General features: G+C 62.1%; 29 protein-coding genes and 1 tRNA gene. 19 read left to right on the top strand and 11 right to left on the bottom strand.

Annotation, left to right across the window (positions count from 1 at the left end):
- The first annotated feature begins 50 nt into the window (after positions 1-50).
- From serS to FJW08_RS03355, 4 genes are all read left to right on the top strand, one after another.
- A complete protein-coding gene (serS, locus tag FJW08_RS03370) occupies positions 51-1,355 on the top strand; it encodes a serine--tRNA ligase (RefSeq protein ID WP_140808791.1) in 1,305 nt (434 codons plus the stop codon).
- Positions 1,355-2,113 (top strand): 5'/3'-nucleotidase SurE, encoded by a 759-nt coding sequence (gene surE, locus FJW08_RS03365; protein ID WP_140761390.1) that lies wholly within the window; start codon positions 1,355-1,357, stop codon positions 2,111-2,113. Before serS ends, surE begins: the two co-directional genes overlap by 1 nt.
- Positions 2,110-2,769 (top strand): protein-L-isoaspartate(D-aspartate) O-methyltransferase, encoded by a 660-nt coding sequence (locus tag FJW08_RS03360; protein WP_140808790.1) that lies wholly within the window; start codon positions 2,110-2,112, stop codon positions 2,767-2,769. The genes surE and FJW08_RS03360 overlap by 4 nt, the downstream gene beginning before the upstream one ends.
- Before the next feature lie 166 nt (positions 2,770-2,935).
- A complete protein-coding gene (locus FJW08_RS03355; protein WP_140808788.1) occupies positions 2,936-4,468 on the top strand; it encodes a peptidoglycan DD-metalloendopeptidase family protein in 1,533 nt (510 codons plus the stop codon).
- Positions 4,469-4,580: 112 nt separating this feature from the next.
- Here FJW08_RS03355 and FJW08_RS03350 read toward each other — a convergent pair whose 3' ends face one another.
- On the bottom strand, positions 4,581-5,471 hold the full coding sequence (locus FJW08_RS03350) for an NAD-dependent epimerase/dehydratase family protein (RefSeq protein ID WP_140808787.1): 891 nt from the start codon (positions 5,469-5,471) through the stop codon (positions 4,581-4,583).
- Between the two features lie 113 nt (positions 5,472-5,584).
- Between FJW08_RS03350 and FJW08_RS03345 the strand changes: the two genes are divergently transcribed.
- Positions 5,585-6,406, top strand: a complete 822-nt coding sequence (locus FJW08_RS03345) for an AraC family transcriptional regulator (protein ID WP_140808785.1) — start codon at positions 5,585-5,587, stop codon at positions 6,404-6,406.
- A 5-nt stretch (positions 6,407-6,411) separates the two neighbouring features.
- Here the strand turns inward: FJW08_RS03345 and FJW08_RS03340 are convergent, their stop codons facing one another.
- Positions 6,412-7,287: an ATP-binding protein gene (locus FJW08_RS03340; protein WP_140808783.1), complete on the bottom strand. Its 876-nt coding sequence runs from the start codon at positions 7,285-7,287 to the stop codon at positions 6,412-6,414.
- Between the two features lie 289 nt (positions 7,288-7,576).
- Here FJW08_RS03340 and yajC point away from each other — a divergent pair, with 289 nt between their 5' ends.
- The 6 genes from yajC (at position 7,577) to FJW08_RS03310 (ending at position 13,253) form a co-directional block, all read left to right on the top strand.
- Entirely contained in the window at positions 7,577-7,918 is a 342-nt protein-coding gene (gene yajC, locus FJW08_RS03335; RefSeq protein ID WP_010909882.1) for a preprotein translocase subunit YajC, read from the top strand.
- A 51-nt stretch (positions 7,919-7,969) separates the two neighbouring features.
- The gene (secDF, locus tag FJW08_RS03330) at positions 7,970-10,519 is read left to right on the top strand and encodes a protein translocase subunit SecDF (protein ID WP_140808781.1); all 2,550 of its coding nucleotides are present in this window, start codon (positions 7,970-7,972) and stop codon (positions 10,517-10,519) included.
- A gap of 28 nt (positions 10,520-10,547) precedes the next feature.
- Positions 10,548-10,940: an Mth938-like domain-containing protein gene (locus tag FJW08_RS03325; RefSeq protein ID WP_140761371.1), complete on the top strand. Its 393-nt coding sequence runs from the start codon at positions 10,548-10,550 to the stop codon at positions 10,938-10,940.
- Position 10,941: 1 nt separating this feature from the next.
- Positions 10,942-11,790 carry a phytoene/squalene synthase family protein gene (locus FJW08_RS03320; RefSeq protein WP_181182820.1) on the top strand — a complete coding sequence of 283 codons (849 nt, stop codon included), beginning with the start codon at positions 10,942-10,944 and terminating at the stop codon, positions 11,788-11,790.
- A gap of 78 nt (positions 11,791-11,868) precedes the next feature.
- Entirely contained in the window at positions 11,869-12,303 is a 435-nt protein-coding gene (locus tag FJW08_RS03315; protein ID WP_140808779.1) for a hypothetical protein, read from the top strand.
- A complete protein-coding gene (locus FJW08_RS03310; protein ID WP_181182819.1) occupies positions 12,303-13,253 on the top strand; it encodes a sterol desaturase family protein in 951 nt (316 codons plus the stop codon). The genes FJW08_RS03315 and FJW08_RS03310 overlap by 1 nt, the downstream gene beginning before the upstream one ends.
- 5 nt (positions 13,254-13,258) lie before the next feature.
- Here the strand turns inward: FJW08_RS03310 and FJW08_RS03305 are convergent, their stop codons facing one another.
- The 5 genes from FJW08_RS03305 to FJW08_RS03285 form a co-directional block, all read right to left on the bottom strand.
- A complete protein-coding gene (locus FJW08_RS03305; RefSeq protein ID WP_140808775.1) occupies positions 13,259-13,591 on the bottom strand; it encodes a type II toxin-antitoxin system RelE/ParE family toxin in 333 nt (110 codons plus the stop codon).
- Entirely contained in the window at positions 13,563-13,865 is a 303-nt protein-coding gene (locus FJW08_RS03300) for a type II toxin-antitoxin system ParD family antitoxin (protein WP_084637101.1), read from the bottom strand. Before FJW08_RS03300 ends, FJW08_RS03305 begins: the two co-directional genes overlap by 29 nt.
- Before the next feature lie 69 nt (positions 13,866-13,934).
- Positions 13,935-15,347 carry a methylenetetrahydrofolate--tRNA-(uracil(54)-C(5))-methyltransferase (FADH(2)-oxidizing) TrmFO gene (trmFO, locus tag FJW08_RS03295; protein ID WP_140808773.1) on the bottom strand — a complete coding sequence of 471 codons (1,413 nt, stop codon included), beginning with the start codon at positions 15,345-15,347 and terminating at the stop codon, positions 13,935-13,937.
- Positions 15,348-15,894: 547 nt separating this feature from the next.
- Complete coding sequence (locus FJW08_RS03290) at positions 15,895-16,035, bottom strand: DUF1127 domain-containing protein (protein ID WP_135904405.1); 141 nt, start codon at positions 16,033-16,035, stop codon at positions 15,895-15,897.
- A gap of 48 nt (positions 16,036-16,083) precedes the next feature.
- Positions 16,084-16,224, bottom strand: a complete 141-nt coding sequence (locus FJW08_RS03285; protein ID WP_013531315.1) for a DUF1127 domain-containing protein — start codon at positions 16,222-16,224, stop codon at positions 16,084-16,086.
- 235 nt (positions 16,225-16,459) lie between these two features.
- On the opposite strand from FJW08_RS03285, the gene FJW08_RS03280 reads away from it, so the two are divergent.
- Entirely contained in the window at positions 16,460-17,578 is a 1,119-nt protein-coding gene (locus FJW08_RS03280) for a DUF2157 domain-containing protein (protein ID WP_140808771.1), read from the top strand.
- A complete protein-coding gene (locus FJW08_RS03275) occupies positions 17,575-18,159 on the top strand; it encodes a GDYXXLXY domain-containing protein (RefSeq protein WP_140761352.1) in 585 nt (194 codons plus the stop codon). The genes FJW08_RS03280 and FJW08_RS03275 overlap by 4 nt, the downstream gene beginning before the upstream one ends.
- 99 nt (positions 18,160-18,258) lie before the next feature.
- On the opposite strand, the gene FJW08_RS03270 is transcribed toward FJW08_RS03275, so the two are convergent.
- Both FJW08_RS03270 and FJW08_RS03265 read right to left on the bottom strand, forming a co-directional pair.
- Positions 18,259-18,341 (bottom strand) — tRNA-Leu (locus tag FJW08_RS03270).
- Positions 18,342-18,506: 165 nt separating this feature from the next.
- Entirely contained in the window at positions 18,507-19,157 is a 651-nt protein-coding gene (locus tag FJW08_RS03265; RefSeq protein ID WP_140808769.1) for a hypothetical protein, read from the bottom strand.
- Positions 19,158-19,688: 531 nt separating this feature from the next.
- On the opposite strand from FJW08_RS03265, the gene tig reads away from it, so the two are divergent.
- The 3 genes from tig (at position 19,689) to FJW08_RS03250 (ending at position 22,559) form a co-directional block, all read left to right on the top strand.
- Entirely contained in the window at positions 19,689-21,164 is a 1,476-nt protein-coding gene (gene tig, locus FJW08_RS03260; protein ID WP_140761349.1) for a trigger factor, read from the top strand.
- A gap of 157 nt (positions 21,165-21,321) precedes the next feature.
- Positions 21,322-21,840, top strand: coding sequence for a hypothetical protein (locus tag FJW08_RS03255; RefSeq protein ID WP_140808895.1), 519 nt, complete (start codon positions 21,322-21,324; stop codon positions 21,838-21,840).
- Positions 21,841-22,037: 197 nt separating this feature from the next.
- Entirely contained in the window at positions 22,038-22,559 is a 522-nt protein-coding gene (locus FJW08_RS03250) for a LysR family substrate-binding domain-containing protein (RefSeq protein WP_246682179.1), read from the top strand.
- A 160-nt stretch (positions 22,560-22,719) separates the two neighbouring features.
- Here FJW08_RS03250 and radC read toward each other — a convergent pair whose 3' ends face one another.
- Positions 22,720-23,499, bottom strand: coding sequence for a DNA repair protein RadC (radC, locus tag FJW08_RS03245; RefSeq protein WP_140808767.1), 780 nt, complete (start codon positions 23,497-23,499; stop codon positions 22,720-22,722).
- A 100-nt stretch (positions 23,500-23,599) separates the two neighbouring features.
- Here radC and FJW08_RS03240 point away from each other — a divergent pair, with 100 nt between their 5' ends.
- Positions 23,600-24,079, top strand: coding sequence for a hypothetical protein (locus FJW08_RS03240; RefSeq protein WP_140808765.1), 480 nt, complete (start codon positions 23,600-23,602; stop codon positions 24,077-24,079).
- 56 nt (positions 24,080-24,135) lie between these two features.
- On the opposite strand, the gene map is transcribed toward FJW08_RS03240, so the two are convergent.
- Positions 24,136-24,963 carry a type I methionyl aminopeptidase gene (gene map / locus FJW08_RS03235; RefSeq protein ID WP_140760627.1) on the bottom strand — a complete coding sequence of 276 codons (828 nt, stop codon included), beginning with the start codon at positions 24,961-24,963 and terminating at the stop codon, positions 24,136-24,138.
- Positions 24,964-25,378: 415 nt separating this feature from the next.
- On the opposite strand from map, the gene FJW08_RS03230 reads away from it, so the two are divergent.
- Positions 25,379-25,675 (top strand): DUF982 domain-containing protein, encoded by a 297-nt coding sequence (locus FJW08_RS03230; RefSeq protein ID WP_140808762.1) that lies wholly within the window; start codon positions 25,379-25,381, stop codon positions 25,673-25,675.
- A gap of 168 nt (positions 25,676-25,843) precedes the next feature.
- Complete coding sequence (locus FJW08_RS03225) at positions 25,844-26,107, top strand: DUF6074 family protein (protein WP_140808760.1); 264 nt, start codon at positions 25,844-25,846, stop codon at positions 26,105-26,107.
- Positions 26,108-26,249 lie beyond the last annotated feature (142 nt).

Below are 26,249 nucleotides of genomic sequence, written 5' to 3'. Positions count from 1 at the left end.
TCAAGGATGCGGTTTACGCCCCTCAAGCCTAGCTTGAGGACGGATAGACCATGCTTGACATCAAATGGATTCGCGACAACCCGAAGGCCCTTGTAGAGGCGCTGGTCAAGCGCTCGTGGTCGTCCGAGGAGGCGCAGTCCACGGTCGATGATCTGATCACCCGGGATGAGGCGCGGCGCGAGCACGTCACCGAATTGCAGACCAAGCAGGAGCGCCGCAACGCCGCCTCGAAGGAGATCGGCAACGCCATGCGTTCGGGCGATGCCGCCCTTGCCGCAAAACTGAAAGCCGAAGTCGGCGAGATCAAGACCTTCATCCAGAATGGTGAGGCGCGCGAACGCGAGCTCGACAAGGCCCTGAACGACGCGCTGGCGGTGCTGCCCAATGTGCCGCTCGACGACGTGCCGGTCGGTAAGGACGAGCACGACAATGTCGTCAGGCATATCGTCGGCAAGGCGCCGACGCGGCCGAACTGGGTGAAGGAGCATTTCGAGATCGGCGAAGCGCTCGGCATGATGGATTTCGAGCGCGCGGCGAAACTGTCGGGTTCGCGCTTCACCGTGCTCAAGAGCGGTCTGGCGCGGATGGAACGCGCGCTCGGCCAGTTCATGCTCGACCTGCACACGACCGAGCACGGATATGAGGAGGTCATCCCGCCTCTGATGGTGAAGGACGACGTTCTGTTCGGCACCAACCAGTTGCCGAAGTTCGAGGAGGATCTGTTCTTCACGCCGCACGGGGAGGGCAGGCTTGGCCTGATCCCTACCGCCGAAGTGCCGCTCACGAATCTCGTGCGCGAAGAGATCACCGCGCATGAAAAGCTGCCGCTGCGCTACACCGCGCTGACGCCCTGCTTCCGCTCGGAGGCAGGCTCGGCGGGACGTGACACGCGCGGCATGCTGCGCCAGCATCAGTTCTACAAGGTCGAACTGGTGTCGATCACCGACCAGGAATCCTCGCTCGCCGAGCATGAACGGATGACTGAGTGCGCCGAGCAAGTGCTGAAGCGGCTCGGCCTGCCGTTCCGCACCATGGTGCTGTGCACCGGCGATATGGGCTTTGGCGCGCGCAAGACCTACGACATCGAAGTCTGGCTGCCTGGCCAGAACGCCTATCGCGAAATCTCGTCCTGCTCTGTCTGCGGCGATTTCCAGGCGCGCCGCATGGACGCCCGCTACAAGGACAAGGACGGCAAGGGCAACCGTTTCGTCCATACGCTCAACGGTTCGGGCACCGCTGTCGGCCGCGCGCTTATTGCTGTCATCGAAAACTACCAGAATGAGGATGGCAGCGTAACCATTCCTGAAGTGCTGCGGCCTTACATGGGCGGTCTGGAAAAGATCGAATCGAAATAATGCGCATTCTTCTGACCAATGACGACGGCATTCATGCCGAGGGCCTGGCGTCACTCGAGCGCGTCGCCCGCACACTGTCCGACGACGTCTGGGTGGTGGCGCCGGAGCAGGACCAGTCGGGCTATGCGCATTCGCTGTCGATCTCGGAGCCGCTGCGGTTGCGAAAAATCGGCGAGAAGCATTTTGCCGTGCGCGGCACGCCGACCGACTGCGTCATCATGGGCGTCAGGAAGATACTGCCCGGCGCACCCGACCTGATCCTGTCCGGCATCAACTCGGGCGCCAACATCGCCGACGACGTGACCTATTCGGGCACCGTCGCCGGCGCCATGGAAGGCGCACTGCTCGGCATCCGCTCGATCGCGCTCAGCCAGGGTTACAGCTATGTCGGCGAAGACCGTGTCGTCCCCTATGAGACCACCGAGGCTTTGGCGCCGGCGCTGCTGAAGAAGCTCGTCGCGGCGCCGCTGCCGGACGGCGTGCTGCTCAACGTCAACTTTCCGAACTGCCTTCCCGAGGAAGTGGCCGGCACGGTGGTCACCACGCAGGGCAAGCTGGTGCACAGCCTGTGGGTCGACGAGCGCCGCGACGGGCGCGGCCTGCCTTATTACTGGCTGCGCTTCGGCCGCGAGCCGGTCGAAGGCAAGCAGGGAACCGATCTCTTTGCCCTGCGCAACCGGCTGGTGTCGGTGACGCCGTTGCAGCTCGACCTCACCGCGCATGAGATCCGTGACCAATTGAGCAAGGCGCTTGCATGAATCAAGGCTTTCCAATCGATGATCGCGAAGGATTTGCAGCTTTCCTGCTGCGCCTGCGCGGCAGGGGAATGGTCCCGAAGGCGCTGATCGCGGCTTTCGAAGCAACGCCGCGACGCGGCTTCCTGGCGGCGCAGTTCCACCCGATCGCCTGGTCGGATCGCATGCTGCCGATCGAATGCGGTGAGGCGATCGAAGGGGCTGACATGCAGGCGGCGGTGATCGCCGCACTCGCCATCGAAACGGGAAACCGCGTGCTCGAAATCGGCACCGGCTCAGGTTACACGGCGGCCGTGATGTCGCGGCTGGCGGCGCGCGTCGTGACCGTCGATCGCTACAAGACGCTGGTCGAGCAAGCCCGCCAGCGTTTCGAGGCGCTCGGCATGGGCAATGCCATCGCGCGCCAGGCCGATGGTTCCAACGGATTGCCCAATGAAGGGCCGTTCGACCGCATCGTAGCCTGGGCGGCATTCGACAGCCTGCCGCGCTTCCTGCTCGACCAATTGTCGAGCGGCGGCATCGTCATCGCACCGATCGGGCCGGAGGAGGGCGAGCAGGTGCTGGCCAAGCTCACCAAGGTCGGCAGCCGTTTCGAACGCGAGGATATCGGCATGGTGCGGCTGCAACCGATCCTGCGCAGTTTGGCAGCGGTTATCTAGTTTCAGGCCGGCTGCCGGATCTCTTTCGGACCCAGCTATCGGTATCGCCGACCATCCTCAAATGTTTTAAGAAAATTTTCGTCGGATTCTAATGGGTTAACCGCCCAGTAACATTAACGCGCTTTAATCCTGTCCAGTTGGTGCAGCGTTTGTGCGGGTTAGTGCGATGCAACTCAGTGTTTTGAAGGCAAATAGTCGCAATCTGGCGCGGGGCTGCGCTGTTCTGATGATTGCGGGCGCGGCGGCAGGGTGCAGTTCCCAGGCTTCGCGGTTCAACAGTGTCGACGACGTCTTCACTTCCTCGACAAACAATCAGCGCGCCATCATCAACAAGCAGGATGCGGTTCAGCCCTATCCGGGCGATGTCTCGGCCGCTCCGCTCGACGGCAGCCACACGCAGTCGGTGAGCCGCTCCAGTCTCGAACCGGTTTCCAGCCGGCCATTGCCGCCACCGGCTTCCGCGCAGGCGCAGCCGGCTCCAGCGCTCGCGCCCGCCACCAATCCGGTGCGAGTCGCATCGGCGCCGGCCCTGGTTCGCCCGGCGCCGCATCTCGACAGGGCGACGACCGGCACTGTTGCGCCGGCCGCGAAGCCTTTCAAGAATGCCCAGCCGGACGAGCCGAAGATGGCCCAGGCCGGCACGCCGCACGCGACAGAAATCGTTGTCAGGGACGGCGAGACCCTTTCCGGCCTTGCGGCACATTACAAGGTGCCGGCCGATGTCATCATGAAGGTGAACGGCCTGAGCCCGACCAAGGGGCTGAGGACCGGTCAGAAGATCGTCATCCCGGCCTATGCCTATTCAAGCAAGGGCGAGCCGAAGGTTGCCGACGCGAAGCCGGCGAAGGACGGCAAGCACGATCTGCCGGCCACCGCGCCGGACAAGGTCGCCGTGCTGCCGCAGCAGCCGAAGCTCAAGGAGGGCAAGTCCGCGGCCCAGGTCGACGCGTCGGCCGCCGCGAGCCAGCCCAAGGAGCCAAAGCCGGCGCAGGTGGCCAAGGCAACCGGCGCTGCGGGCACTTATACGGTCCAGTCGGGAGACACGATGTCCTCGATTGCCAGGAAGACCGGCGTCGGCGTCGTGGCGCTGAAGCAGGCCAATGGCATGAAGGATGGCTTGCTCAAGATTGGCCAGACCCTGAAGGTGCCGGCCGGCGGAACAGCGACAGTCGCCAGTGCCAAGCCGGCCAAAGTCGATCCGGTGACCACCGCAACCACGCAAGCTCCGGCAAAGACCACGCCGTCGGAAACGCTGGCATCCTACACGCCGCCGAAGAAGGACGCCAAGGTCATCCAGCAGGCCGAGGACGACGACGCGGTGGCGCCGGGTGCCACTGGGATCGGCAAGATGCGCTGGCCGGTTCGCGGCCGGGTGATTTCCAGTTTCGGATCCGGCAAGGACGGCGTCGACATCGCCGTGCCAACTGGCACGCCGGTCAAGGCGGCCGAGAACGGCGTCGTCATCTATGCCGGCGACGGGCTGAAGGAATTCGGCAACACGGTGCTGGTGCGTCACGAGAACGGTCTGGTCACCGTCTATGGTCATGCCAGCTCGATCGAGGTGCAGCGCGGCCAGAAGGTCAAGCGCGGCCAGGAAATCGCACTTTCGGGCATGAGCGGCACGACGGACTCGCCGAAGCTGCACTTCGAAGTGCGCAAGAACTCGGCTCCGGTCGATCCGTCAGGTTATCTCGAATAGAATAAAAAAAGCGATTCGCGGGCCGCCTGACCTCCAGTCCTGCCCGCCGGCTCAGGCCCGCCCCGCAAGGAGCGGGCTTTTTCAGTTTTGTCGGATGGCTGTTTCTCAAGGCTCAAAGATGATCGCGCAGCGTGTCGGCGATCATCACCTCGAGGCTGCTGGCCTTGATACCGAGAAGCATCTCGGCGTCGGAGGAATCCACCAGCAAGGGGGTCTCGAAAAGATAGCTCATCTCGATGAGCTCATGCATGCCCAATGCTTCCATCTCGGCAGTGGAATAGGAACGGATTTCCAAGGCCTCTTGCCGAAGCATCGCAGCGGTTTTCAGGATGAGTTGGCGGGGTGAGGCGTATTGCGAGGGAACGTGAAACGCTCGCCCCCATTCGCCCGTGTAACGGGAAGCCGCGACAAGCGTCCTGGCGACGTCCTTGGTGAAGGCCCAGGCATGGGTTGCGTCGAGGTTCCCAATGAAAGCGGTGGGCTTCCCCTCGATGATGGAGGGCAGCGCGACCAGCGAGAAGTAGCTGATGGCGCCATGTCCGAGATAGTCGCTGGATCGCACTTCGAGTGCCGGTACGTCGGCACGGACCGCCCGCTGCCACATGATCGTCCTTGCGGTTCCTTTCTTCGAAGTCGGATCCAGGGAAAGGTCGGAGCGAAGCGGGCTGTCGGCACTTTCCCCATAGCCATACAGGTTTCCAAGGACGATGAGCTTCGCGCCGACCGCCTCCGCCGCGCGCACGGTACCGTCGATGATGGGGAAAAAATCGGTTGGCCACCTGTGATAGGTGGCCATGGCGCACATGAAAATGGCGTCGGCGCCTTGGCAGACACGCGCGAGTTCCGAGGCATCGGTGGCGTCGGCCTGTACGGCCCGCACGTTCCGCAACGTGTTCGAACCGACGCTTCGGCTGGTGAGAACGACATCATGTCCTTCCTCGCCAAGAAGGCGAGCGGTTTCGCGACCGACCGGCCCCGCTCCGACAACAACATAGAAACTCATGGCATAACCTCTCGTCCAAGTTTGATGGAGAGGCGTGAGTACAGGTCCACGGCATTGAAAATCGCGCGGGAATTGCCAAATTTTGAACAGGTTTTGCCACGAATCGAGAGAGCATGCGTTCGCAATACGGTCCGGCCCAAGCCGCGTCCGACGTCACAATGGCCTCCCGGCATATCGAAGCTGGCGTCCACCGCCTGCCCCCGGCGTCACACCATCGCATCATGGTGCATGCAAGTGCGGCGACGCGCTCCTACTGCAATCGGGTCGGACGATATTTCGTCAGGCGCGCCGGCGATATCGACCTGGTGCCGGCCGGCCAGGAGGGCGGCTTCGAGGCCGAAACCTCGTTCGACACGCTGGAGATCGCGTTGCGGCCAGCCTTGATGGAAAGGGTGGCGGAGGAGCTTGGCGGCAAGGCGCAAGCATTACGGCTCGACACGCGGCACCTGCTTCGTGATCAGCGCATCGAACATCTCGCTCGAGCGCTCGAGAGCGAACTGAATGCAAACTCGCCGAGTGACCCTTTGTTTGCCGACAGCATTGGCGCCGCACTGGCGGTGAGGCTGCTTGGCCTCGGTGATCCTGATATCGGTCCAACGAACCGCTTGTCGAATGCCCAGCTCCAGCGTGTGCTGGAACACATCGAGGCGGCTCTCCACGAGCCGCTTTCGATCCATCGACTAAGCCGAGTTGCCGGCGCGAGCAGCTCGCATTTGCGGACATGGTTCAAGGTGGCGACGGGCGTCACCTTGCACCGCTATGTGTTGCGACGTCGCGTCGAACGCGCACGCGTTCTGCTGCAGCGAGGCGATCTCAGCACAAGCGAAGTCGCTGAAATGACGGGCTTTGCGCACCAGTCACACTTGGCGCATTGGATGCGCCGAGAGATCGGCCAAACGCCGCGCGACCTGCGACGGCCGCAGCCACCCAAATGACCGCATCAATCCTGTAGCGGCTTGCCGAGCCTACCAGCCAGATCCTGGGTAAACTGCCAGGCGACCCGGCCCGAGCGGCTGCCGCGCGTCGTCGCCCATTCCAGCGCCTCTGCCCGCAGCTGCTCGGGGTCGATGTCGAGACCATGATGGCTGGCATAGCCGTTGATCATGTCGAGATATTCGTCCTGCGAGCATTTGTGAAAGCCGAGCCACAAGCCGAAACGATCGGATAGCGAGACCTTTTCCTCGACCGCTTCGGACGGGTTGATGGCGGTCGAGCGCTCATTGTCGATCATGTCGCGCGGCAACAGGTGGCGGCGGTTCGAGGTGGCGTAGAAGATGACGTTGGCCGGGCGGCCCTCGACGCCGCCTTCAAGCGCCGCCTTCAGCGACTTGTAGGACGTGTCGTCATGATCGAAGGAAAGGTCGTCGCAAAACAGGATGACGCGGAAAGGGGCCGCCTTCAGCAAGCCCATCAGCTTCGGCAGTGTGTCGATGTCCTCGCGGTGGATTTCGATCAGCTTCAGCGGCAGGCCGGATTTGGCCTTGGCGTTGATTTGTGCATGCACGGCCTTGACCAGCGACGATTTGCCCATGCCGCGCGCGCCCCACAACAGGACGTTGTTGGCGGCGAAGCCGGCGGCGAAGCGCTCGGTGTTGTCGACGAGGATGTCGCGGACGCGGTCGACGCCGCGGATCAGGCCGATGTCGACGCGGTTGACCTTGCGCACCGGCTCCAGATAACCGGGATCGGCCTGCCAGACGAAGCAATCTGCCGTATTGAGGTCGGTTTCAGGCACCGGCGGCGGCGCGAGCCGGCTGACCGCCTCGATCAGGCGGTCGAGTTTCTGGTTCAGGGCGTCGATGCTGGTGTCGGTCATGTCAGGTCTTTTTGTTTTGGTTTTTGCCGTGGCAGGCGGCCCCGGTTCGATTCCGGCGGTTTCGAAACCGGTTGCAACCATTTGTTCGAACGTGATCTTTTCCGAAAACCGGCTCGCGCTTTTCGTGATCCTGCTCTAACACGGCTAAACAGGCCGGAAAAGCAGCGGATTTGCCCGGCCGCGCAGTTGCATTGACAACTTTACCGACTATATTCCGGCCAAATTTCTAGGGGCTGCCAAATTCCACAAGAGGGTTTGGCTGCTGTTTTCAAAATTCAGGAGTACCTCGATGTTCGTGACACCGGCATACGCCCAAGGCATCGGCGGCGCGTCTCCCGATATGTTCATCAGCATTTTGCCGTTTGTCCTGATTTTCGTGATCATGTATTTTCTGATCATCCGCCCGCAGCGCACGCAGCTGAAGAAGCGCGGCGAGATGCTGGCGGCGGTTCGTCGCGGCGACACGGTCGTCACCGGCGGCGGTTTCGTCGGCAAGGTGACGAAGGTGATCGACGACAACGAACTGGAGATCGATCTTGGCGGCGGCACCAAGGTGACGGCGCTGCGCTCGACGATCGCCGACGTGCGCGTCAAGGGCGAACCGGTCGCCAACCAGAACGCCAAGAAATAACCAGATTCAAGGCGGAGCGATCCGCGGACACGCTCTGACGGACGACGCCATATGCTTTATTTCTCGCGCTTCAAGATGATCCTGATCTGGCTGGCCGTGGCCGCCACAGTGATCCTCGCCGCGCCCAATTTGTTCCCCGCCAGCACGCTGGCCCAGCTTCCCAGTTGGGTACCGAAGCGGCAGATGACGCTCGGCCTCGACCTGCAGGGCGGTTCGCACATCCTGCTGGAGATGAACCAGAACGATCTGATCAAGGATCGGCTGGAGACGGCGCGTGATGAAATCCGCACACTGCTGCGCGATGCCAAGATTGGTTATACCGGCCTTGCCGGCACGGGCCGGACGTTGCAGGTCCGCATCACCGATCCGGCCCAACTCGATGCCGCAAAGAAGGCGTTGAAGAGCTTGACGGATCCCGTCGCCGCCGGCCTGTTCACAGGCGGCTCCATCCAGGAAATGTCACTGGACGATTCGGAGCCCGGCCTGCTCAAGTTCACCGTCACCGACGCCGGCATCAAATACCGCACATCGACCGCATTGGAGCAGTCGATCGAAGTGGTCCAGCGCCGCGTCAACGAACTCGGCACGACCGAGCCTATCGTGCAGCGGCAAGGCGACGACCGCATCCTTGTCCAGGTGCCTGGCCTGCAGGATCCGCAGCGGCTGAAGGAAATCCTCGGCCAGACCGCAAAGCTGACCTTCCAGATGGTCGACCAGTCGATGCCGGTGCAGGACGCCCTCAAGGGACGCCCGCCGGCCGGCGATTCGGTGCTCTATTCGCAGGACGATCCGCCCGTTCCCTACCTGATCGAAAACCGCGTCATCGTATCGGGTGAAAACCTCGTCGACGCACAGGCGACATACAATTCGCAGAACAACGAGCCGGTGGTTTCGTTCCGCTTCGATTCGAAGGGCGCTGCCCGCTTCGGCCAGGCCACCGCGCAGAATGTCGGCAAGCTGTTTGCCATCATCCTCGACAACCAGGTGATCTCGGCTCCGCAAATCCGCGAGCCGATCCTCGGCGGCACAGGCCAGATCTCCGGCAATTTCACTGCCCAGAGCGCCAACGACCTGGCCGTGCTGCTGCGCGCCGGCGCGCTGCCGGCGACGCTGACCGTTATTGAGGAACGCACCGTGGGGCCGGGTCTGGGCCAGGATTCGATCCATGCGGGCAAGGTCGCCGGCATCATCGGTTCGATCCTCGTCGTGGCGTTCATGTTCGTGTCCTACGGTTTCCTCGGCTTCCTCGCCAACATCGCGCTGGCGGTGCACGTGGCGATGATCGTCGGGCTGCTGTCGCTGCTTGGCGCCACACTGACCTTGCCGGGTATTGCCGGTATCGTGCTGACCATCGGCATGGCGGTCGATTCCAACGTGCTGATCTACGAGCGTATCCGCGAGGAGCGACGCGCCGGTCGCTCGGTAATCCAGGCGATCGATACCGGCTTCTCGAAGGCGCTGGCGACCATCGTCGATTCCAACGTCACGTCGCTCATTGCGACGGTGGTGCTGTTCTATCTCGGTACCGGGCCGGTGAAGGGCTTTGCCATCACCTATGCCATCGGCATCCTGACGACGGTCTTCACCGCTTTCACCTTCACCCGCCTGCTGGTCTCGATCTGGCTGCGGCGTGCCCGTCCGAAGGAATTGCCGAAAGCACCGGTGACCTTCGTTCCACCGGGCACGAAAATTCCGTTCATGGGTATCCGCCGGTGGACGTTCGCGCTGTCGAGCACATTGTCGATACTGTCCGTCGTGCTGTTCATGAGCGTCGGCATCAATTACGGCATCGATTTCAAGGGCGGCTCGCTGATCGAGGTCCAATCCAAGAGCGGCGATGCCAATCTCGGCGATATCCGCAGCCGACTGACGGAATTGAACATCGGCGAAGTGCAGGTGCAACAGTTCGGTGCGCCCAACGACGTGTTGATCCGCGTCGGCACACAGGACGGGGGTGAAAATGCCGAGCAGACCGTGATCGACAAGGTGCGCGGCGAGCTGCAGGACCAGTATAATTTCCGCCGCGTCGAAGTTGTGGGCCCGACGGTTTCCGGCGAATTGGCCAAGCAAGGCACGATAGCCATGATCGTCGCGCTGGTCGGCATCCTTGTCTATGTCTGGTTCCGTTTCGAATGGCAGTTCGCGGTCGGCGCTATCGTCGCGACGGTGCACGATGTGGTCATGACGCTCGGTTTCTTCGTCATCAGCGGGCTCGAATTCAACCAGTCGTCACTGGCGGCGATCCTGACCATCATCGGTTATTCGCTGAACGACACGATCGTGGTCTATGACCGCGTCCGCGAGGATCTGCGAAAATACAAGCGAATGCCGTTGCCGCAGCTGTTGAACAACGCCATCAACGAGACGTTGTCGAGAACGACGCTGACGTCCGTGACGACCAGTTTGGCGCTGCTGGCGCTGGTGCTGTTCGGCGGCGAAGTGATCCGCTCCTTCACCTTGGCGATGCTGTTCGGCGTCGTGTTCGGCACGTACTCGTCGATCTTCATCGCGGCGCCGTTGCTGATCCTGTTCAAGCTGCGGCCGCAGGCTTCGGCCGATGAGGAAAAGCCGGTCAACGGTGGTAAGGCGGTCGCGACCTGATGTGCGGCCCCGAAGGGGTGACGGAGTGGTGACCGGCAAAGGCATCGTCATCCGCGAGGCGCATTTCCCCGGCCGCGCGCCGATCGAGGCTTATGGCAATGGCGGCTTCCGCTTTGCCGACATGTCGCATCGCGGCTCGCTCCTATGTCTGCCGTCCGGCATCCATGGCTGGGAGCCGGCAAATCCCCTGGCGCTGACGATAGCGGATTTCGACAGGCTTCTGGTCGAGGCCGACAAGGTCGAGATATTGCTGGTGGGGATGGGCAGGGATCTGCGGCCGTTGCCGGTGGCACTGCGGGGGGCCTTGAAGGATGCAGGCATAGCCTCCGACCCGATGTCGACCGGGGCAGCAGTGCGGACCTACAACGTCCTTCTGGCGGAAAACCGCGCCGTGGCTGCCGCGCTCATCGCCGTCGACTGATATGTCGCAGAATGCCAAAATCGTCATGGAGGCGGTGCGCGCGGCCGATCATGATCGCTATCTCACCGCGCTCTACGCGTCTGCCGACAAGCGCGGCGCACTGTTTTCGCTTTACGCTTTCAATGCCGAGATCGCGGGCATCCGTGACCGCATCCATGAGCCGTTGCCCGGTGAGGTGCGGCTGCAATGGTGGCGCGATGTCATTGCCGCCGGCGGCGAGGCCGGCGCGGGCCATCCCGTTGCCGAAGCCTTGAACGCTACCATTGCGGCATTCAACCTGCCGAAACCGGCCTTCGAGAACATGCTCGAAGCACGTGTCTTCGATCTCTACGACGACCCGATGCCATCGCGCACCGATCTAGAGGGCTATTGCGGCGAGACTGCAGCCGCGCTCATCCAGCTCGCGGCAATGGTGCTCGATCCTGTCGAGGCGCCGGGGTTTGCCGAACTGGCGGGCAGGGCGGGCTGCGCCCAGGCGATGACGGGCCTTTTGCTTCTGTTGCCGCTGCACCGCAGGCGAGGGCAATGCTTCGTGCCGGCCGATATTCTGGCGGCAGCGGGCTCGTCGCCGGAAGAATTTGTTGCCGGCGATGGCGGGCCTGGCGCTCAGCGCGCCGTGGCCGCGATGATCGCGCTGGCGCGCGAACATTTTTCCGCCTTCGAGCGGGGTGCCGCCGCGCTGCCGGGGTCGTTGCGTCCGGCATTCCTGCCGCTGGCGCTGTCACGCGCTTATCTCGACAAGATGGAAGGCTCGCGCCACTCACCGCTCGGCGGCGCGGCGCGGCTGTCGGCGTTGCGCCGGCATTGGTTGCTGCTGCGTCGCGCAGGCAAGGGCTGGCCCGCACTTTGACGTAAACGTCAATTGTGTTAAGGAGTCCGCCTGCCGAGAACTGTCGCAGAAGACGACAGGCTGGCCCGGAGGAAATCCATAAGCCTGCCCGTGCTGGTCGCGATCGTCGTCCTTGGCATTGCTCTGTCGGTCGCCGCCGTGCATTTCACCGGCGGCAGCAAGATGGCCACTCTGACCGGCGCGGATCAAGCGATAGGCCGTTTCGCGGAGGATTTTCCCGACGAGATTGCGACTACTGTTCGACTAACCGCGGACAGCCGGTCCGCTTTTCTCGATCTTGGCCATGGCCGCACGGGCATCGTCCAAGGTATTGGCGACTGCTTTCTGACCCGCGTCGTGACGCCTGGGGATGTCGTTGTGTCCAATGCCGATGAGACGAACACGATCCAGGTGCGGCTGACGGACTTCATCTGGAAGGGCGGCCGCTTCCGCTTTGCCAGTGACGTCGACGCACGGGCCTTGCTGAACGCTCTTGGGCCGCGAGACACGAGTTCCGCGAGGGAGGCCGCGTGATGGACAGCTACGATTTTCCGCAGGTCACCCAACTGGCCATTCCGTTTTTCGTCGCCGCGATCCTGATCGAATTATGGCTGGTGCGCACAGGTCGCGCCAAGGGCTCGTTCGAGACGCGCGACACCTTGACCAGCCTGATGACGGGCACCGGCAATGTCGTTGCCGGGCTGCTGCTCGGCGTCGTCTCCTACTGGGCGCTGCTGTGGCTCTGGCAGTTCCGTGTCTTCAATCTCGGCCTGTCGGTCTGGGTGTTCTTGGCCGCCTTCCTGCTCGATGATCTGCGCTATTATGTCTACCATCGCATCGCGCATCGGGTGCGCTGGGTCTGGGCCGAGCACGTCAACCACCATTCCAGCCAGCACTACAACCTCTCGACGGCGCTCAGGCAGAGCTGGACCGGGCTGTTCACCTTCATGTTCGTGCTGCAAGCGCCGCTGGTGCTGCTCGGTTTCCATCCGGCCGTGATTGCCTTCACCTTCGGCTTCAACCTGGTCTGGCAGTTCTGGATCCACACCGAGACGATCGGCAAGATGTGGGGCTGGTTCGAGTTCACCTTCAACACGCCGTCACACCACCGCGTCCACCACGCCACCAACCCGCGCTATCTCGACGCCAACTACGCCGGCACGCTGATCATCTGGGACCGCATGTTCGGCACCTTCGTCGAGGAATTGGAAGAGGACCGGCCGCGCTACGGCATCGTCAGGAATCTGGGCACCTTCAACCCGCTGAAGGTGGCATTCCACGAATGGATCGGCATGTTCAGGGATGCCTTCGCACCCGGTCTGACGCTGCGCGAGCGTCTGAACTATCTGATCAAGCCGCCAGGCTGGAGCCATGACGGCTCGCGCGAAACCTCGGAAACGCTGAAGGCGGCATATGTTCGGAGAAATCCGGGCGAGGCGGGCAAGCCGGGATTGCCGTCGGCGAGCGTCGAGCCAGCGGAATAGTTCTGCTACGATGGCCCGCTCGACCCGCCATCACGCATCAGCGTTTCATAGTCGCGGCCGCCGTAGAATATTTTGACGATGTGCACGAGGTCGTTGTCGATCACATAGGCGATGACGGCCGAGTGTTCGAATGGAACGGTCCGCAAGCCCGGCACGATGTCGTCGCGGGACCGCCCGCCGCGAGGCGCATTGCCGATGCTCTGGCAGCGAAGCTTGATCCGGTCGACGAATTGAATGGCTACGCGCTCGCTTCCGCTCTGGTCGAGAATATAGCTGGCAATCGAATCCAGATCGGCGAGTGCCTCTTGGCTAAGAATGACGGCGAGACGCTGGATCATCGCTCTCTCTCGCCAGCTCCGAGATTCGCTTCTTTACTCGCTCGATCGCTTCATCCAGCGGGACGCCTGGTCTTGTGTCTTCGATCGATGCCTTCACGCGCGCCCGGATCGAGGCCATACGCTCGGCATGTTCCTCTTCTTCGCGCTGGAAAGCGCGAAGGGCAGCCCGGATGACCTCGCTCGCTGAGCCGAAAGAGCCATCCTCGACTTTTTCTCGGATCATACGTGCCATGGCGGGCGTGACGGTGACGGATAGTTTCTCGGCGGATTCCATTGTGCGGCTCCTAGGATAAGTAGGATACTATACTACTTATCACTCTGATCCAACAGATGCGGCAATCCGTTATTCCGCCGCCTCAGCCGTTGGCGCCGGCAAACCCAGCCATTGCCGGCAATCGGCCCGCGCGCGCGACGTGATGGCATGCCTTTTGGCTATGGTCTTGTCCTTGCCGCGCAGGCGCTTGCCTTCGATCTTCTGCGCTTCGGCCGGTGGGAACAGGCCGAAATTGACATTCATCGGCTGGAAGGAACGCTTGCCGGGCTCATCGTCGGAGACGATGTGGCCGCCGGTGATGTGGTTGAGCAGGGCGCCGAACGCCGTGGTGAGCGGCGGCAGCGACGGTGCGTGGCCAAGCCGCTCGGCGGCCGCGAAGCGTCCGGCGAGCAGGCCGATCGCGGCGCTCTCGACATAGCCCTCGCAACCGGTGATCTGGCCGGCAAAGCGCAGGCCCGGCCGCGACTTCAACTGCAGCGAGCCGTCGAGCAAGGTCGGCGAGTTGATGTAGGTGTTGCGGTGCAGGCCACCGAGGCGGGCGAAGTCGGCGTTTTCCAGGCCCGGAATGGTGCGGAAGATGCGCACCTGCTCGGCATGCTTCAATTTGGTCTGGAAGCCGACCATGTTGTAGAGCGTGCCCAGCGCGTTGTCCTGGCGCAGCTGGACGACGGCATAGGCCTTAACCGTCGGGTTGTGCGCATTGGTCAGGCCCATCGGCTTCATCGGTCCGTAGCGCAGCGTCTCGACACCGCGTTCGGCCATGATCTCGATCGGCAGGCAACCGTCGAAATAGGGCGTGCCTTCCCACTGCTTGAACTCCGTCTTCTGGCCGTCGACCAGGGCCTGCACGAAGGCGAGGTACTGATCCTTGTCCATCGGACAGTTGATGTAGTCCTTGCCGGTACCGCCCGGTCCGACCTTGTCGTAGCGCGACTGGAACCAGCAGGTGTCCATGTCGATCGTATCGAAATGGATGATCGGCGCAATGGCATCGAAGAAGGCCAGCGCATCGGCGCCGGTCGCTTCGGCGATCGATTGGGCAAGCGAGGGCGCGGTCAATGGCCCGGTGGCGATGATCGCCTGGTCCCACTCGGCCGGCGGCAGGCCGGGAACTTCCTCGCGCTCGATGGTGATCAGCGGATGTGCTTCGAGCTTTTTCGTCACCGCATCGGAAAAACCGTCGCGGTCGACGGCCAGCGCGCCGCCGGCCGGCACCTGGTTGGCGTCGCCGGCGCTCATGATCAACGAGCCGGCCAGCCGCATTTCGGCATGTAGCAGGCCGACGGCGTTGTTTTCGGCGTCGTCGGAGCGGAAGGAATTGGAACAGACGAGTTCGGCCAGGCCATCGGTCTTGTGGGCGTCGGTGCCGCGAACCGGGCGCATTTCATACAGGATGACGGGCACGCCGGCCTCGGCCGCCTGCCATGCCGCTTCGGAACCGGCGAGCCCGCCGCCGATGATATGGATAGGATTTTTGCTCATGGCGCCGGAATAATCGCTTGCCGCGGCGATTGCAATTGTCGCGCGCGCGAAACGCCTGGTCGGGAAAGCCTGCCCCTGAACACAACAACACCCGCCGGGGGAGGAGGTCCGGCGGGTGTCGTTTTGGGGGTCGACCCTCGGGAGGAGGTGAAGGCCGACCATATTCGTCATCGCCGGGGAGGAGGTCGGCTCAGACGAAATTCTTTTCGCATCTTTAAAGAGGGCGAAGCCTCTGGGGCAAAATTCGTTTTGCCCTGGGGAAACAACGCCCGCCGCGGGAGGAGGTGCGGCGGGCGCCGTTTGGGTGGCCAACCCTCGGGAGGAGGTGAAGGTTGAACCTATTCGTCATTGCCGGGGAGGAGGTCGGCTTTGACGAAATCTCTTTTGCTATCTTTTAAAAGGGGCAAAACCCTTTTTGGGGAACAACGCCCGCCGCGGGAGGAGGTGCGGCGGGCGCCGTTTTGGTGGTCAACCCTTGGGAGGAGGTAAGGGCTAACCGTATTCGTCGAGGTCGGGGAGGAGGTCGACCCGGACGAAATTCCGTCGTTTAGATCGCCTTGCGGGCGACGATCTTGATTTCGTCGCGGACGATACCGAGATCATGCAGCTGGCGGTTCGAAAGGCGACCCAGCTCGGTAACCGTCTCGCGATAAACGCGCCAGTTACGATAGTTGCGGATCAGGTTCATTGTCATGCTCTTCTCAAAACTGATTCGGACCATTCGCGGTCCGAAGAATTAGACCGCCTTGCGAGCGACGTAAGGAATGTCGCTGCGGCTGATGCCGAGGTCGGTCAGTTCACGGTTGCTCAGGCGGCTCAGCTCGGAAACGGTGTCCCGGTAGCGGCGCCAGTTGCGGTAGTTGCGGATCAAGTTCATGGTAGTTCTCGTTTCGTCTTTCTTGCGGATCATTCCGTTTGTGTGCGAACCATAAATAGGGGGACCCATATCGATTTAAAAGCGCTATGGCTGCATGGCAGCAATGCAAATTGTGCAATGCAACATTAACGCGGCTTCACGGACCTGACACAAAGAAGCCAGAATCAGAAAGTGCCGTGACGTCAACGGTTTGGCTGCGTCGGCTAAAATGGCGACCGGGTGGGGGAGAGAGGACATGGCGGGGTATTCGACACGGATCAGTGCCGACATCGAGCGATGGCGGCAGGCCGGACTGATCGACGCCTCGACGGCTGATGTGCTGAGGCGCGACGTCGAGGTCAACGCACGCCAGTCGCTCAGCTTCGGCTCGATCCTCGCAATGCTGGCGGCCCTTCTCTTTGGAGCGGCCGTCCTGATCTTCGTCGCTGCCAACTGGGATGCGATCCCGCGCCTGGCGCGGGTGACAGCACTCTTTGCCGTCATTCTCGGCGGCTATGTCGGCGGCGCGGTGCTGAAGACGCGCGACCACGCGGCAATCGGCGAAGCGCTGTGGATCATTGCCGCGGCCGCGTTCGGCGGCTCGATCGCGCTGATCGGCCAGATGTACCATTTGTCCGGCGACGAGGCTTCCGCGCTGGTCACCTGGGGCGGCGGTACGGCGCTGGCGGCGGTAGCGCTGCGCTCCAACCCGCTGACCGTGGCAGCGGTCGGTATCGCCGACGCCTGGCTGTTCCTGAAAGGGTTCGACTATTACAGCCGTAGCGAATTTCCGCATGCCTTCGTCGTCATGGCGGTCGTGCTGTTTGCCGTCTCGTTCTGGACCCGCAGCCAGCCAGCGCGGCACCTGATCATCCTGTCGCTGCTCTTCTATCTCGTATTGCTGGCGATGGACCACGAGACGCTGCCGGTAGCGATCCCGCTGGTCATTGTCTCTGTCGTGCTTTTCGCTGCCGCCGTCTTTGCACCGGAACCTGTCGACAGGATCGTGCAACTCGGCGGCCGCTTGCCGTTGCACGCATTGCTGGGCTTCCTCACCGGCCTGGCCATCATCCAGTTCGAACTGGCTGACGAAAGCACCTACAACAGCGGCTTCGCCATTGCCTCGGTCGTAGCTCTCGCCGGCATCGTCGCGGCTATCGTGTTCGCAGGGCGTGAGAGCCGGGGGCTGCGCTGGCTCGCCTATCTCGGCTTCGCCTTCGAACTCGCCGTCATCTATGTCGTGACCTTGCAGTCGATGCTCGATACGGCCGGCTTCTTCCTGGCCGCCGCGGTGCTCCTCGGCGCGCTTGCGATCGTCATCATCCGCGTCGAAAAACGCATGAAGGGTCCAGTCATCGCGGGAGCCACGGCATGATGACTGGAAAGAGGCTTGTCATCGCGGCACTCGTGCTGGCGCTCGTCCAGATCGGATTCCTGAGCTGGATCATCGCCGGACGGGCGGCGATCCTGCGCAACGGCAAGGAAGTGCTGTTGAAGATCGAACCGGTCGACCCTCATGATCTCTTGCGCGGCGACTATATCATCCTCGGCTATGACATCTCGCGCATGCCGGTGAAGATGATCGCTAACATTCCCGAGGGCAAATTCTCGAGCGACGACACGCCGATCGTGGTCCGGCTGAAGAAGGGCGCCGATGGGTACTGGACCCCGACCACAGCGTGGTTCGGCAAGGCGCCGGCGCCGGCCGGTGCAGAGGAGGCCGACATTTCGGGCCATGTCGCCGCCGGTTGGGACCTTCGCGGCGAAGGCATGACGATCGCGCCGGATTACGGCATCGAACGCTTCTATCTGCCGGAAGGCGAGGGGCTGGCGATCCAGAACGACATGCGGGTGCGGCCATTCGGCATCAAGCTGGCGCTCGCCGCCGATGGCACGGCACAGATCAAGGCGTTGGTGGATGGCGACAAGACACTGTTCGAGGAGCCGCTTTATTAGGGACGCACGATCCTCCTTCGCCAAGGCTTCGGAGGATACTCCCTTATCCATCTAACGAGCTTGGTGTGGCCTGCCACCCGAAGCTCGAAGAGCGAAGGGTGGTGCGGGTAGAGGGACTCGAACCCCCACGATCTCTCGCCAGAACCTAAATCTGGTGCGTCTACCAGTTCCGCCATACCCGCTGGCTTTACCACGCCGTGGCACGTCTATGTCACAGCCCATGTCACAAATTCAAGGACTATTCAGCGCCCGTCAGGAACCGAGGACACTTCCGGGCGACATGCATTAGTTCCTCTGATGGAACCTGTTACGGGGGCAACCAAAGCTGTGATGGCAATACCGGCCGATCAGGCCGTCGCTAGGGTTGGATCGGCCCAGGTGACGTAGTAGTCCTGCCCATTGATTGAGCCCGTGGCTTGCCGAACACCCTGAGACTGGATGTCGAGATAGAGCGACTTGTTGAATGTGCCGGCCGAGAAACCGGCACCGCCGATCATCTGGCCGTCCTTGTAAAGCGTGTATTGAACACTGCCCAAACCCAATTCCGGCACATCGCTTGCGCGCTGTATCTTCAAGGTTCCATTCGCAGCCGCTTCGTTGAAACCCGGCAGGTCGGCAAAGTTCGCCTTGCTGTGTTCCAGCATCATGGCCTGAAAGGCTTCGTCGCTGATTTGCGGCGCCTTCATCTGCACGACGGCGTCGGCGCCCAAGGCTTTCACCTTCTCGGCGTGGGCGGCGGGAAGGTCGGAAATCTTGGTTATCCGACCCTGGCTGTAGCCGACCATTCCACCGTCAGAGGATTGGGGCTTTGTGGCCTGCTGCCCCTTAACCAGATCCTGGATTCTCAAAATCGCATCAGACACGGCAGGCGACATAGAGCGCGCAGACAGGGGATTGAGGCCGGGCGCGGTCTTGGCTCCGGTAGCATGTGACTGCTTGGCGCTAATCAGGCTCAGCACAGCCATCGCCGTCGATGAAACAGAAGTAATGGCAGCCATACTGTGCCCTCGCTCTCAGGCGGTCCTCAATTCAATGATCCCATGCAATCGTTAAGTCGCAGTCAACCGCTGAATGCAGACCTGATTGCGGCTTACAAGGATTTCACGAGGTGGCTAATGCAAGGAGGCAAGACGGAGCGAACCCTAAAATCTGGCGCCTACCAGTTCCGCCACATCCGGCAATCCCCATGTAGCCATCATTCTGTCAATGTCGGAGACAACATGTCGGGTCAGGGCCGAAATGTGGTTATTCGCCTAAACGCGAAGACTGTTGAAAATTGGGCTCGCCTGTGACAAAAGGCGTGTCAAATGTGACGGGACGCGACGATCCGCTTCTACAAGATGTGATAAGAAGTAGGAAAAACAAGAACTTATTCACATTTTGGAACGCAGTTTGGGAGAGTTTGAGCCGCATTTCCGGTCAAATCGCCAGGTTCCGTACCAAAAGCCATTCCCGGCAAGAATTACCGGCAGGCTGTAAACGGCAGGGAGCCGTTTGGCAGCCTCATTGGTGAAAACAAAGGTTTTACGATGCAGGTCACCGAAACACTCAATTCCGGTCTCAAGCGCGAGATCAAGATCACCGTGCCGGCCGGTGACATGGAAGCCAAGCTGATGGCGCGGCTGTCGGACGCCCGCAACAAGGTTCGCATCAACGGCTTCCGTCCGGGCAAGGTGCCGGTGCAGCACCTGCGCAAGGTCTACGGCAAGTCGTTCATGGCCGAGGTGGTCAACGAAATCCTCAACGACTCGACCCGTTCGATCATCACCGGGCGCGGCGAAAAGGCCGCCATGCAGCCCGAGGTCATCATGACCGAGGACGAGAAGGAAGCCGAGAAAATCCTGGCCGGCGGCGCCGACTTCGAGTTCCGCCTCAATTATGAGGTCATCCCGGCGATCGAAATCAAGGATTTCTCCGACATCAAGGTGACGCGCCAGGTGTTCGACGTCCCGGATTCGGAAATCGACGACCAGGTCAAGCGCGTCGCCGAATCGGCGCGCAGCTACGAGCCGAAGACCGGCAAGGCCGCCGAGGGCGATCGCGTCTCGATCGACTATGTCGGCAAGATCGCCGGCGAGGCTTTCGCTGGCGGCGCCGGCAACGACCAGCCGCTGGTGCTGGGCTCCAAGGAGTTCATTCCGGGCTTCGAGGAACAGCTGATCGGCACCAAGGCCGGTGACGAGAAGCAGGTCACCGTAACCTTCCCGGAAAACTACCAGGCGGCGCATCTGGCCGGCAAGGAAGCGACCTTCGACGTCACCGTCAAGGAAGTGTCGAAGCCCGGCGAACTGGAAATCAACGACGAGACCGCCAAGAACCTTGGCTTGGAATCGCTCGAGCGCCTGCGTGACATCGTGCGCGGCCAGATCGAGAACCAGTTCGGCTCGATGACGCGCCAGAAGGTGAAGCGCCAGTTGCTCGACCAGCTCGATGCAGCCTATTCGTTCGAAGCGCCGTCGAAGCTCGTCGAGGCGGAATTCAACAACATCTGGGCACAGGTCAACCGTGACCTGGAAGCCGCCGGCCGCACCTTCGCCGACGAAGAAACGACCGAGGAAGAGGCGCGCGCCGAATATATGCGCCTTGCCGAGCGCCGCGTGCGCCTTGGCCTCGTGCTGGCCGAGATCGGCGAGAAGGCAGGCGTCACCGTGTCGGACGAGGAACTGCAGCGCGGCCTGTTCGAGCAGGTTCGCCGCTTCCCGGCCAACCAGCAGCAGGAAGCCTTCGAGTTCTACCGGAGCAACCCCGAGGCGCTCAACGCGCTCAGGGCGCCGATGTTCGAGGAGAAGGTCGTCGACCACCTGCTCGAGCAGATCTCGGTCACCGACGTCAAGGTCAGCAAGGAAGAGCTGATGGCCGACGACGAGGAGGCCGAAACCGCGACCAAGGCGAAGCCGGCCAAGAAGGCCACCGCGAAGAAGGCTGACGACAAGAAAGCCGACGACGCGGAAGAGCCGAAGAAGAAGGCCGCACCGAAGAAGAAGGCGGCCAAGGACGCCGAATAGACCGGACGTTCCAACGGATTTCGAAAGGCCGCCTCCGGGCGGCCTCTTTCGTTGCGAAACTGCAACATCGGATTCGTTCTTGATGGGCACCGGTGGCGGTACGAAGCCTTGATCATTATCTGGTTGGTTGGAAGACCAGAGGTAATTGGTGATGTCGTTGCGGGTGTTCGTGGAAATGAGGCGCGCTGCCGCCACGGTGCTTTTCCTTGCCTTGGCCTGCGGCGCTGCCGGGGCCGGCACGGACAATTGGCGTTTCGCCACCGGCAATGACGGCCTCGTCACCGCGTCGGTCTATGCCACCAACAAGCTGATCACCGGGGGCGGCGCGCTGAGCTACAGCCCGGTGCTGACCATTGCCTGCCGTGCGGACGGCGAGCCGGCCTGGACCGAATGGCTGCAATTGAACGACGCGGTCTCCGCCAGCCGAAGAATCACCATGTCGGTCACGATCGACAGGGACAGCAAATTCGACGAAAGCTGGTCCGTCGGCACACGCGGCAGGCTGCTGATGCGCGACGGCGCCGATGGCATCAAGCGCCTGGTTCCGGCAAACCGCCTGCTTCTGTCGTGGCGCTTCGGACTGCTGTCCGGGCGCGGTCAGGCCGATTTCGACCTGGCCGGCTTCGGTGAGGCGGTCAGCCAGATTGCAGGCAGTTGCAAGACCGATCCGCCGTGATTGCGAAAAGGGGCAGATTTTTGGGCTATCGCCACCGGAAGATTGATCCGAAAAATTCCTTCGCGGTTGCCCCTACCGTGCCAGATCGACATGATGGACGCCGTGGGGCAAAGGGATGCGCCCGATTTGCTTTAGTGCCGGCCGGTCGCCCTTGATGACGCGAAAAACCGCAAGACCGGCGCTATCCGGATGTCGAGGTGGACCTCATCGAAATGAACTCACCATCGCTGGAAGCCGCCTTGTCGGCCGGCGAGATCGATCTGGGCGTCCTCCATCCGCCGCTTTCCGCGCCGGACCTCGCCGTTCTCGATTTGCCCGACGAAGCTCTTTTCCTGGCGCTGCCGGCTACACACCGGCTTGCCGGCCAACCGGCGATCAGGATCGCCGATCTGGAGGGGGAGCCATTCCTGCTAGCGCCGCGCAGCATCGGCCCCAGCATCTACGACCGCGTCATTGCCCTGTTCCAAGCCGAGGGCATCAGTCCGAGAATCGTCCAGGAGGTGACACCCATGACGACGCTGACAGGGCTGGTGGCCGCCGGTACGGGTCTTGGTTTCGTGACCGCGGGCATCGCGAAGGTGGCGCGGCCCGGCGTGACGTTCCGCCCGGTTCTCCCGGATCCACCCTCCTTGCCATTGGCTGTGGCCTGGCGCGGACCCGCATTGCCTGCCAGTGGCCAGCTATTTCTGGATATCGTGACGGAGTTTTCAAGGCGCTGATCAACGGAGCATGATCAAAAGCATGTCCCGTTGAATGGGAAGAGCCCGTTAATTGTTACCGCGGGTGCTCATCATCGACAAACTGCTTGCCAACTTCATGGGCTTCGTCAAACTCGCCGCTATCGCTATCTGGCTCAAATAGCTAAATCGTTACCACGGCCTAGATCAGCAACAACCCCTTCATGCTGGAATAGCCCTTTCGCCCGATGATGATGTGGTCGTGCACGGAAATACCCAGCCGCTTGGCTGCTTCGATGATCTCTTTCGTCATCTCGATATCGGCGCGCGATGGCGTCGGGTCGCCGGAAGGATGGTTGTGGACCAGGATGATCGCGGTGGCCGACAGTTCGAGCGCGCGCTTGACCACTTCTCGGGGATAGACGGGCGTGTGGTCGACCGTGCCTGTCTGCTGCACCTCGTCTGATATCAGCGCGTTCTTCTTGTCGAGGAACAGGATGCGTAACTGCTCGCGCGCCTCGAACGCCATGGCCGAGCGGCAATAGTCGAGAAGCTGTTGCCATGAGGCCAGCACTTCGCGGCCATGGACCTCGCCGCGCGCCATGCGCTGTGCGGTCGCCGCGACGACCTTCAGCTCGAGCGCTACGGTCGGTCCGATGCCCTTGACCTCCTGCAACAGGCCGACGGGCGCGCCAAGCACTTCGGCGAAGGTGCCGAAGCGGACCAGCAGCGCCTTGGCGACCGGCTTGGTGTCGGCGCGCGGGATCAGGCGGAAGAGCAGGAGCTCCAGAAGCTCATAGTCGGGCAAGGCATCCGGACCGGCCGAGGCAAAGCGCTCGCGCAGACGATCGCGATGGCCGAGATAATGCGGCTTTTCAACGACTGTCGGCTTTTCATCGATTGCCGCCTTGACTCTCGCCGCCGGCCGAACCGGCACCTCGGAGAAAAAACTCCGCTCGTCGTCGTCGCCTTGTGTCGCCATGTGCCGCCCATATCCAGCCCGCAGCTGGCAATGATCGCTGATCCCCGCGAAATACTAGGACGGCGGGCAGGGGCGGTCGAGGTCTTTTCGGCGGCAAGGAATGAGCGGCTCCGCCTATCGCGCAATGTTGCGGCAATGGGAGTGGCGCAAGTTCCCGGTGTCGTCGTTTATGACGCCACATTCGGAGACAACCAAGATGCCCAGGCTCATTCGTATACTGCTGTCAGCCGGGCTGCTTCTGAGCTTCAGTCCCGCAATGGCTGCCCCGGTGATCGATGCCGTATCCGCCGGTAGCCGCCCTGGTCGGAACCTGCCGATCCATTTGATCCAATATGATGATCCCTGTACGGACGGCCGTTACAGCGACGGGAGGCCGCATAACTGCCGGGAGCTCCTGCGCATGCTGGATCGGCGGGAGCGTTATCGGGAGCGTCACGACTATTACCCGCGCGAACGCTACGATCCCTGCACCGATGGCAGGGTCAGCGATGGCCGTCCGCGCAGTTGCCGGGAAATAATGCGGTGGTTCCGAGACCAGGACGAGGACGAAAACTGGCGGCCACGCAAACGCTGGAAATAGGCCGCTATTGACCGAGCGGACCCAGGCAATAGAGGCCAAGACCTCGCCGCGGTCTGCTAAGCCGGCAAGCCGGGACGGTCGAGCTTTTTGGGCGACAGCGTGAAAATCTCGCAGCCGGCGTCGGTCACGCCGATCGTGTGCTCATATTGCGCCGACAGCGAGCGGTCACGTGTCACCGCCGTCCAGCCATCCGACAGGACCTTCACATGCGGCCGGCCGAGGTTGATCATCGGCTCGATGGTAAAGATCATGCCGGGGCGCATTTCCACGCCTTCATTGGCATTGCCGTAGTGCAGGATGTTGGGTGCGTCGTGGAAGAGCTGGCCGACGCCGTGGCCGCAGAAATCGCGCACCACCGAGCAGCGCTCGGCTTCGGCGTAAGTCTGGATGGCAGCGCCGATGGCACCGGTGCGCGCACCTGGCCTGACGGCGGCGATGCCGCGCATGAGGCATTCGTGGGTGACCTCGAGCAGGCGTTCGGCAGCCCGCTTGATCGTGCCGACCGGATACATGCGCGAGGAATCGCCGTGCCAGCCATCGAGGATGTAGGTCACGTCGATGTTGACGATATCGCCATCCTTAAGCGGTTTGTTGTCGGGAATGCCGTGACAGACGACATGGTTGATCGAGGTGCAGGACGATTTCGTGTAACCGCGATAGTTGAGCGTGGCCGGCAGTGCGCCGTGGTCCATGCCGAATTCGAAGACGAAGCGGTCGATGGTGTCGGTGGTGACGCCGGGACCGACCATCGGCACCAGCTCGTCCAGGCAGCGCGCGGTGAGGTCGCATGCCTTGCGCATGCCGGCAAAGCCTTCCTCGCCATAGAGACGGATCTGGCCGGTGTTTCTGAGCGGTGCCGTGGCGGCGTCGAGATAGGTGACCATTTTGTCCGTATAGAAGGTGACGCGCCGCAGGAGTGCAGCCGCGAAGATGCCATCAGATTTGGCACTTGGGGGCGAAAGGTTCAAGGACGAACTGCCTGATGTGGCCCGAGCCGCCCGGATTTTCGCTCGCCGAGGCGATCCTGGACCGCACGTTCATCCCCATTCCAAACTATTTCGCGTCGCGACCCGTGCGGCGGTCGAGGGCCGCGCATTGGTGGTGCGGCGCGTCGTTTTTCGGATCAATCCAATGCAACCGGGTGCGCCGAATGGCCGATGACGGCAGGCCTTGCCTTTGCCAGCTGCGGCAAAGGAGGCAGCTTTCCGCAGTGACGACACATTTCCGCGGCACAAAGCGGACAAAGCAACTTTTGACGACGAGCGGCGTTGCTGGGCGATGCCGGTCGGGAGATGTCGGATGGACAGATTGCAATTCGAGGTGCCGGTACGCATCGCACCAGGCCCAGGCTTGCCCGTCGAGGAAATCTACAGCGTCGAACAGGCGCTCGATTTTCTGCAGGACTGGCCGGCACGCCGGCAGGGACCGGTGTATCAGAAAGCCTTCAATGCCTGTTTTGGCGCGACCGTGGATGTGGTCAAGACCGAAGATGCCTGCCGGGCATTCATGGCGTTCTGCCGCGTCACCGGAGTGATGGCCGGCGACATGATGGCGCCACGCAAGCGCGGCGGCGAGGCGAGCGCACTGCAAGCCTGAAGACCGCTTCGAATGGCCGGATGAAGCAGTTTAGCTTCGAGTGCGCCTGACAATTCGCATGCGGTGATGCATCAGCCGGCGCCGTTAAGCTTCCGTTTCCACCTTCGCGGTTAGCCATTGCTTGTTCGGCAATGGTTGATTCGTTGCGTCAGTCTCATGGTTCGGAAGATGTCCCCAGAAAAAGTGCGTGCGTTCCCGATCGATCGTCAGCTATTCCTGGTCAGGGAAGTTGCCGCCAAGCTCGGCAATCTGCATGGCGAGACCGCCACCTCGTTCTGGAAGGCAAAAGCGGCGGAGCTGCTCGATCTCGTTATCGGGAGGGGCAGGGACAGAATGGCGGCCAGCGACGAAGTCCGCAGGTTCTTCCTTGCCGTGCAGCGCGAGCTTTTGGCTGCCCCGACGGTCGAGGCGACGCCAAGCCTGTCCGCCTGAAAAAAACTATTGTCAGCCGGCTATGCGCTCCTACGGGGCCTTTGGTTGCCGCGGTCCAATCGGCCGCGATGATGCCTGCCTGTCGGCCTTGTCGAGGCGATTGTACATCCTCACCAAAAATCGACCGAACTTTTTAGCCGTT

It is taken from the genome of Mesorhizobium sp. B3-2-1 (assembly GCF_006439515.1).
Lineage (GTDB): Bacteria > Pseudomonadota > Alphaproteobacteria > Rhizobiales > Rhizobiaceae > Mesorhizobium.
Note: the sequence above shows the minus strand (reverse complement) of the source record. Positions and strands in the feature narration are given on the sequence as shown.

Excerpts from the sequence above, each read along its gene's own strand:
- yajC (WP_010909882.1), top strand. The coding sequence starts at position 7,577 with ATGTTCGTGACACCGGCATACGCCCAAGGCATCGGCGGCGCGTCTCCC.
- FJW08_RS03240 (WP_140808765.1), top strand. The coding sequence starts at position 23,600 with ATGAGCGGCTCCGCCTATCGCGCAATGTTGCGGCAATGGGAGTGGCGC.
- surE (WP_140761390.1), top strand. The coding sequence starts at position 1,355 with ATGCGCATTCTTCTGACCAATGACGACGGCATTCATGCCGAGGGCCTG.
- FJW08_RS03305 (WP_140808775.1), bottom strand. The coding sequence starts at position 13,591 with ATGATCCAGCGTCTCGCCGTCATTCTTAGCCAAGAGGCACTCGCCGAT.
- map (WP_140760627.1), bottom strand. The coding sequence starts at position 24,963 with ATGGTCACCTATCTCGACGCCGCCACGGCACCGCTCAGAAACACCGGC.
- FJW08_RS03280 (WP_140808771.1), top strand. The coding sequence starts at position 16,460 with ATGGCGGGGTATTCGACACGGATCAGTGCCGACATCGAGCGATGGCGG.
- FJW08_RS03345 (WP_140808785.1), top strand. The coding sequence starts at position 5,585 with ATGCGTTCGCAATACGGTCCGGCCCAAGCCGCGTCCGACGTCACAATG.
- trmFO (WP_140808773.1), bottom strand. The coding sequence starts at position 15,347 with ATGAGCAAAAATCCTATCCATATCATCGGCGGCGGGCTCGCCGGTTCC.
- radC (WP_140808767.1), bottom strand. The coding sequence starts at position 23,499 with ATGGCGACACAAGGCGACGACGACGAGCGGAGTTTTTTCTCCGAGGTG.
- serS (WP_140808791.1), top strand. The coding sequence starts at position 51 with ATGCTTGACATCAAATGGATTCGCGACAACCCGAAGGCCCTTGTAGAG.
- FJW08_RS03310 (WP_181182819.1), top strand. The coding sequence starts at position 12,303 with ATGGACAGCTACGATTTTCCGCAGGTCACCCAACTGGCCATTCCGTTT.
- FJW08_RS03285 (WP_013531315.1), bottom strand. The coding sequence starts at position 16,224 with ATGAACTTGATCCGCAACTACCGCAACTGGCGCCGCTACCGGGACACC.
- FJW08_RS03275 (WP_140761352.1), top strand. The coding sequence starts at position 17,575 with ATGATGACTGGAAAGAGGCTTGTCATCGCGGCACTCGTGCTGGCGCTC.
- FJW08_RS03230 (WP_140808762.1), top strand. The coding sequence starts at position 25,379 with ATGGACAGATTGCAATTCGAGGTGCCGGTACGCATCGCACCAGGCCCA.
- FJW08_RS03320 (WP_181182820.1), top strand. The coding sequence starts at position 10,942 with ATGTCGCAGAATGCCAAAATCGTCATGGAGGCGGTGCGCGCGGCCGAT.
- secDF (WP_140808781.1), top strand. The coding sequence starts at position 7,970 with ATGCTTTATTTCTCGCGCTTCAAGATGATCCTGATCTGGCTGGCCGTG.
- FJW08_RS03355 (WP_140808788.1), top strand. The coding sequence starts at position 2,936 with ATGCAACTCAGTGTTTTGAAGGCAAATAGTCGCAATCTGGCGCGGGGC.
- tig (WP_140761349.1), top strand. The coding sequence starts at position 19,689 with ATGCAGGTCACCGAAACACTCAATTCCGGTCTCAAGCGCGAGATCAAG.
- FJW08_RS03340 (WP_140808783.1), bottom strand. The coding sequence starts at position 7,287 with ATGACCGACACCAGCATCGACGCCCTGAACCAGAAACTCGACCGCCTG.
- FJW08_RS03360 (WP_140808790.1), top strand. The coding sequence starts at position 2,110 with ATGAATCAAGGCTTTCCAATCGATGATCGCGAAGGATTTGCAGCTTTC.
- FJW08_RS03350 (WP_140808787.1), bottom strand. The coding sequence starts at position 5,471 with ATGAGTTTCTATGTTGTTGTCGGAGCGGGGCCGGTCGGTCGCGAAACC.
- FJW08_RS03290 (WP_135904405.1), bottom strand. The coding sequence starts at position 16,035 with ATGAACCTGATCCGCAACTATCGTAACTGGCGCGTTTATCGCGAGACG.
- FJW08_RS03225 (WP_140808760.1), top strand. The coding sequence starts at position 25,844 with ATGTCCCCAGAAAAAGTGCGTGCGTTCCCGATCGATCGTCAGCTATTC.
- FJW08_RS03300 (WP_084637101.1), bottom strand. The coding sequence starts at position 13,865 with ATGGAATCCGCCGAGAAACTATCCGTCACCGTCACGCCCGCCATGGCA.
- FJW08_RS03265 (WP_140808769.1), bottom strand. The coding sequence starts at position 19,157 with ATGGCTGCCATTACTTCTGTTTCATCGACGGCGATGGCTGTGCTGAGC.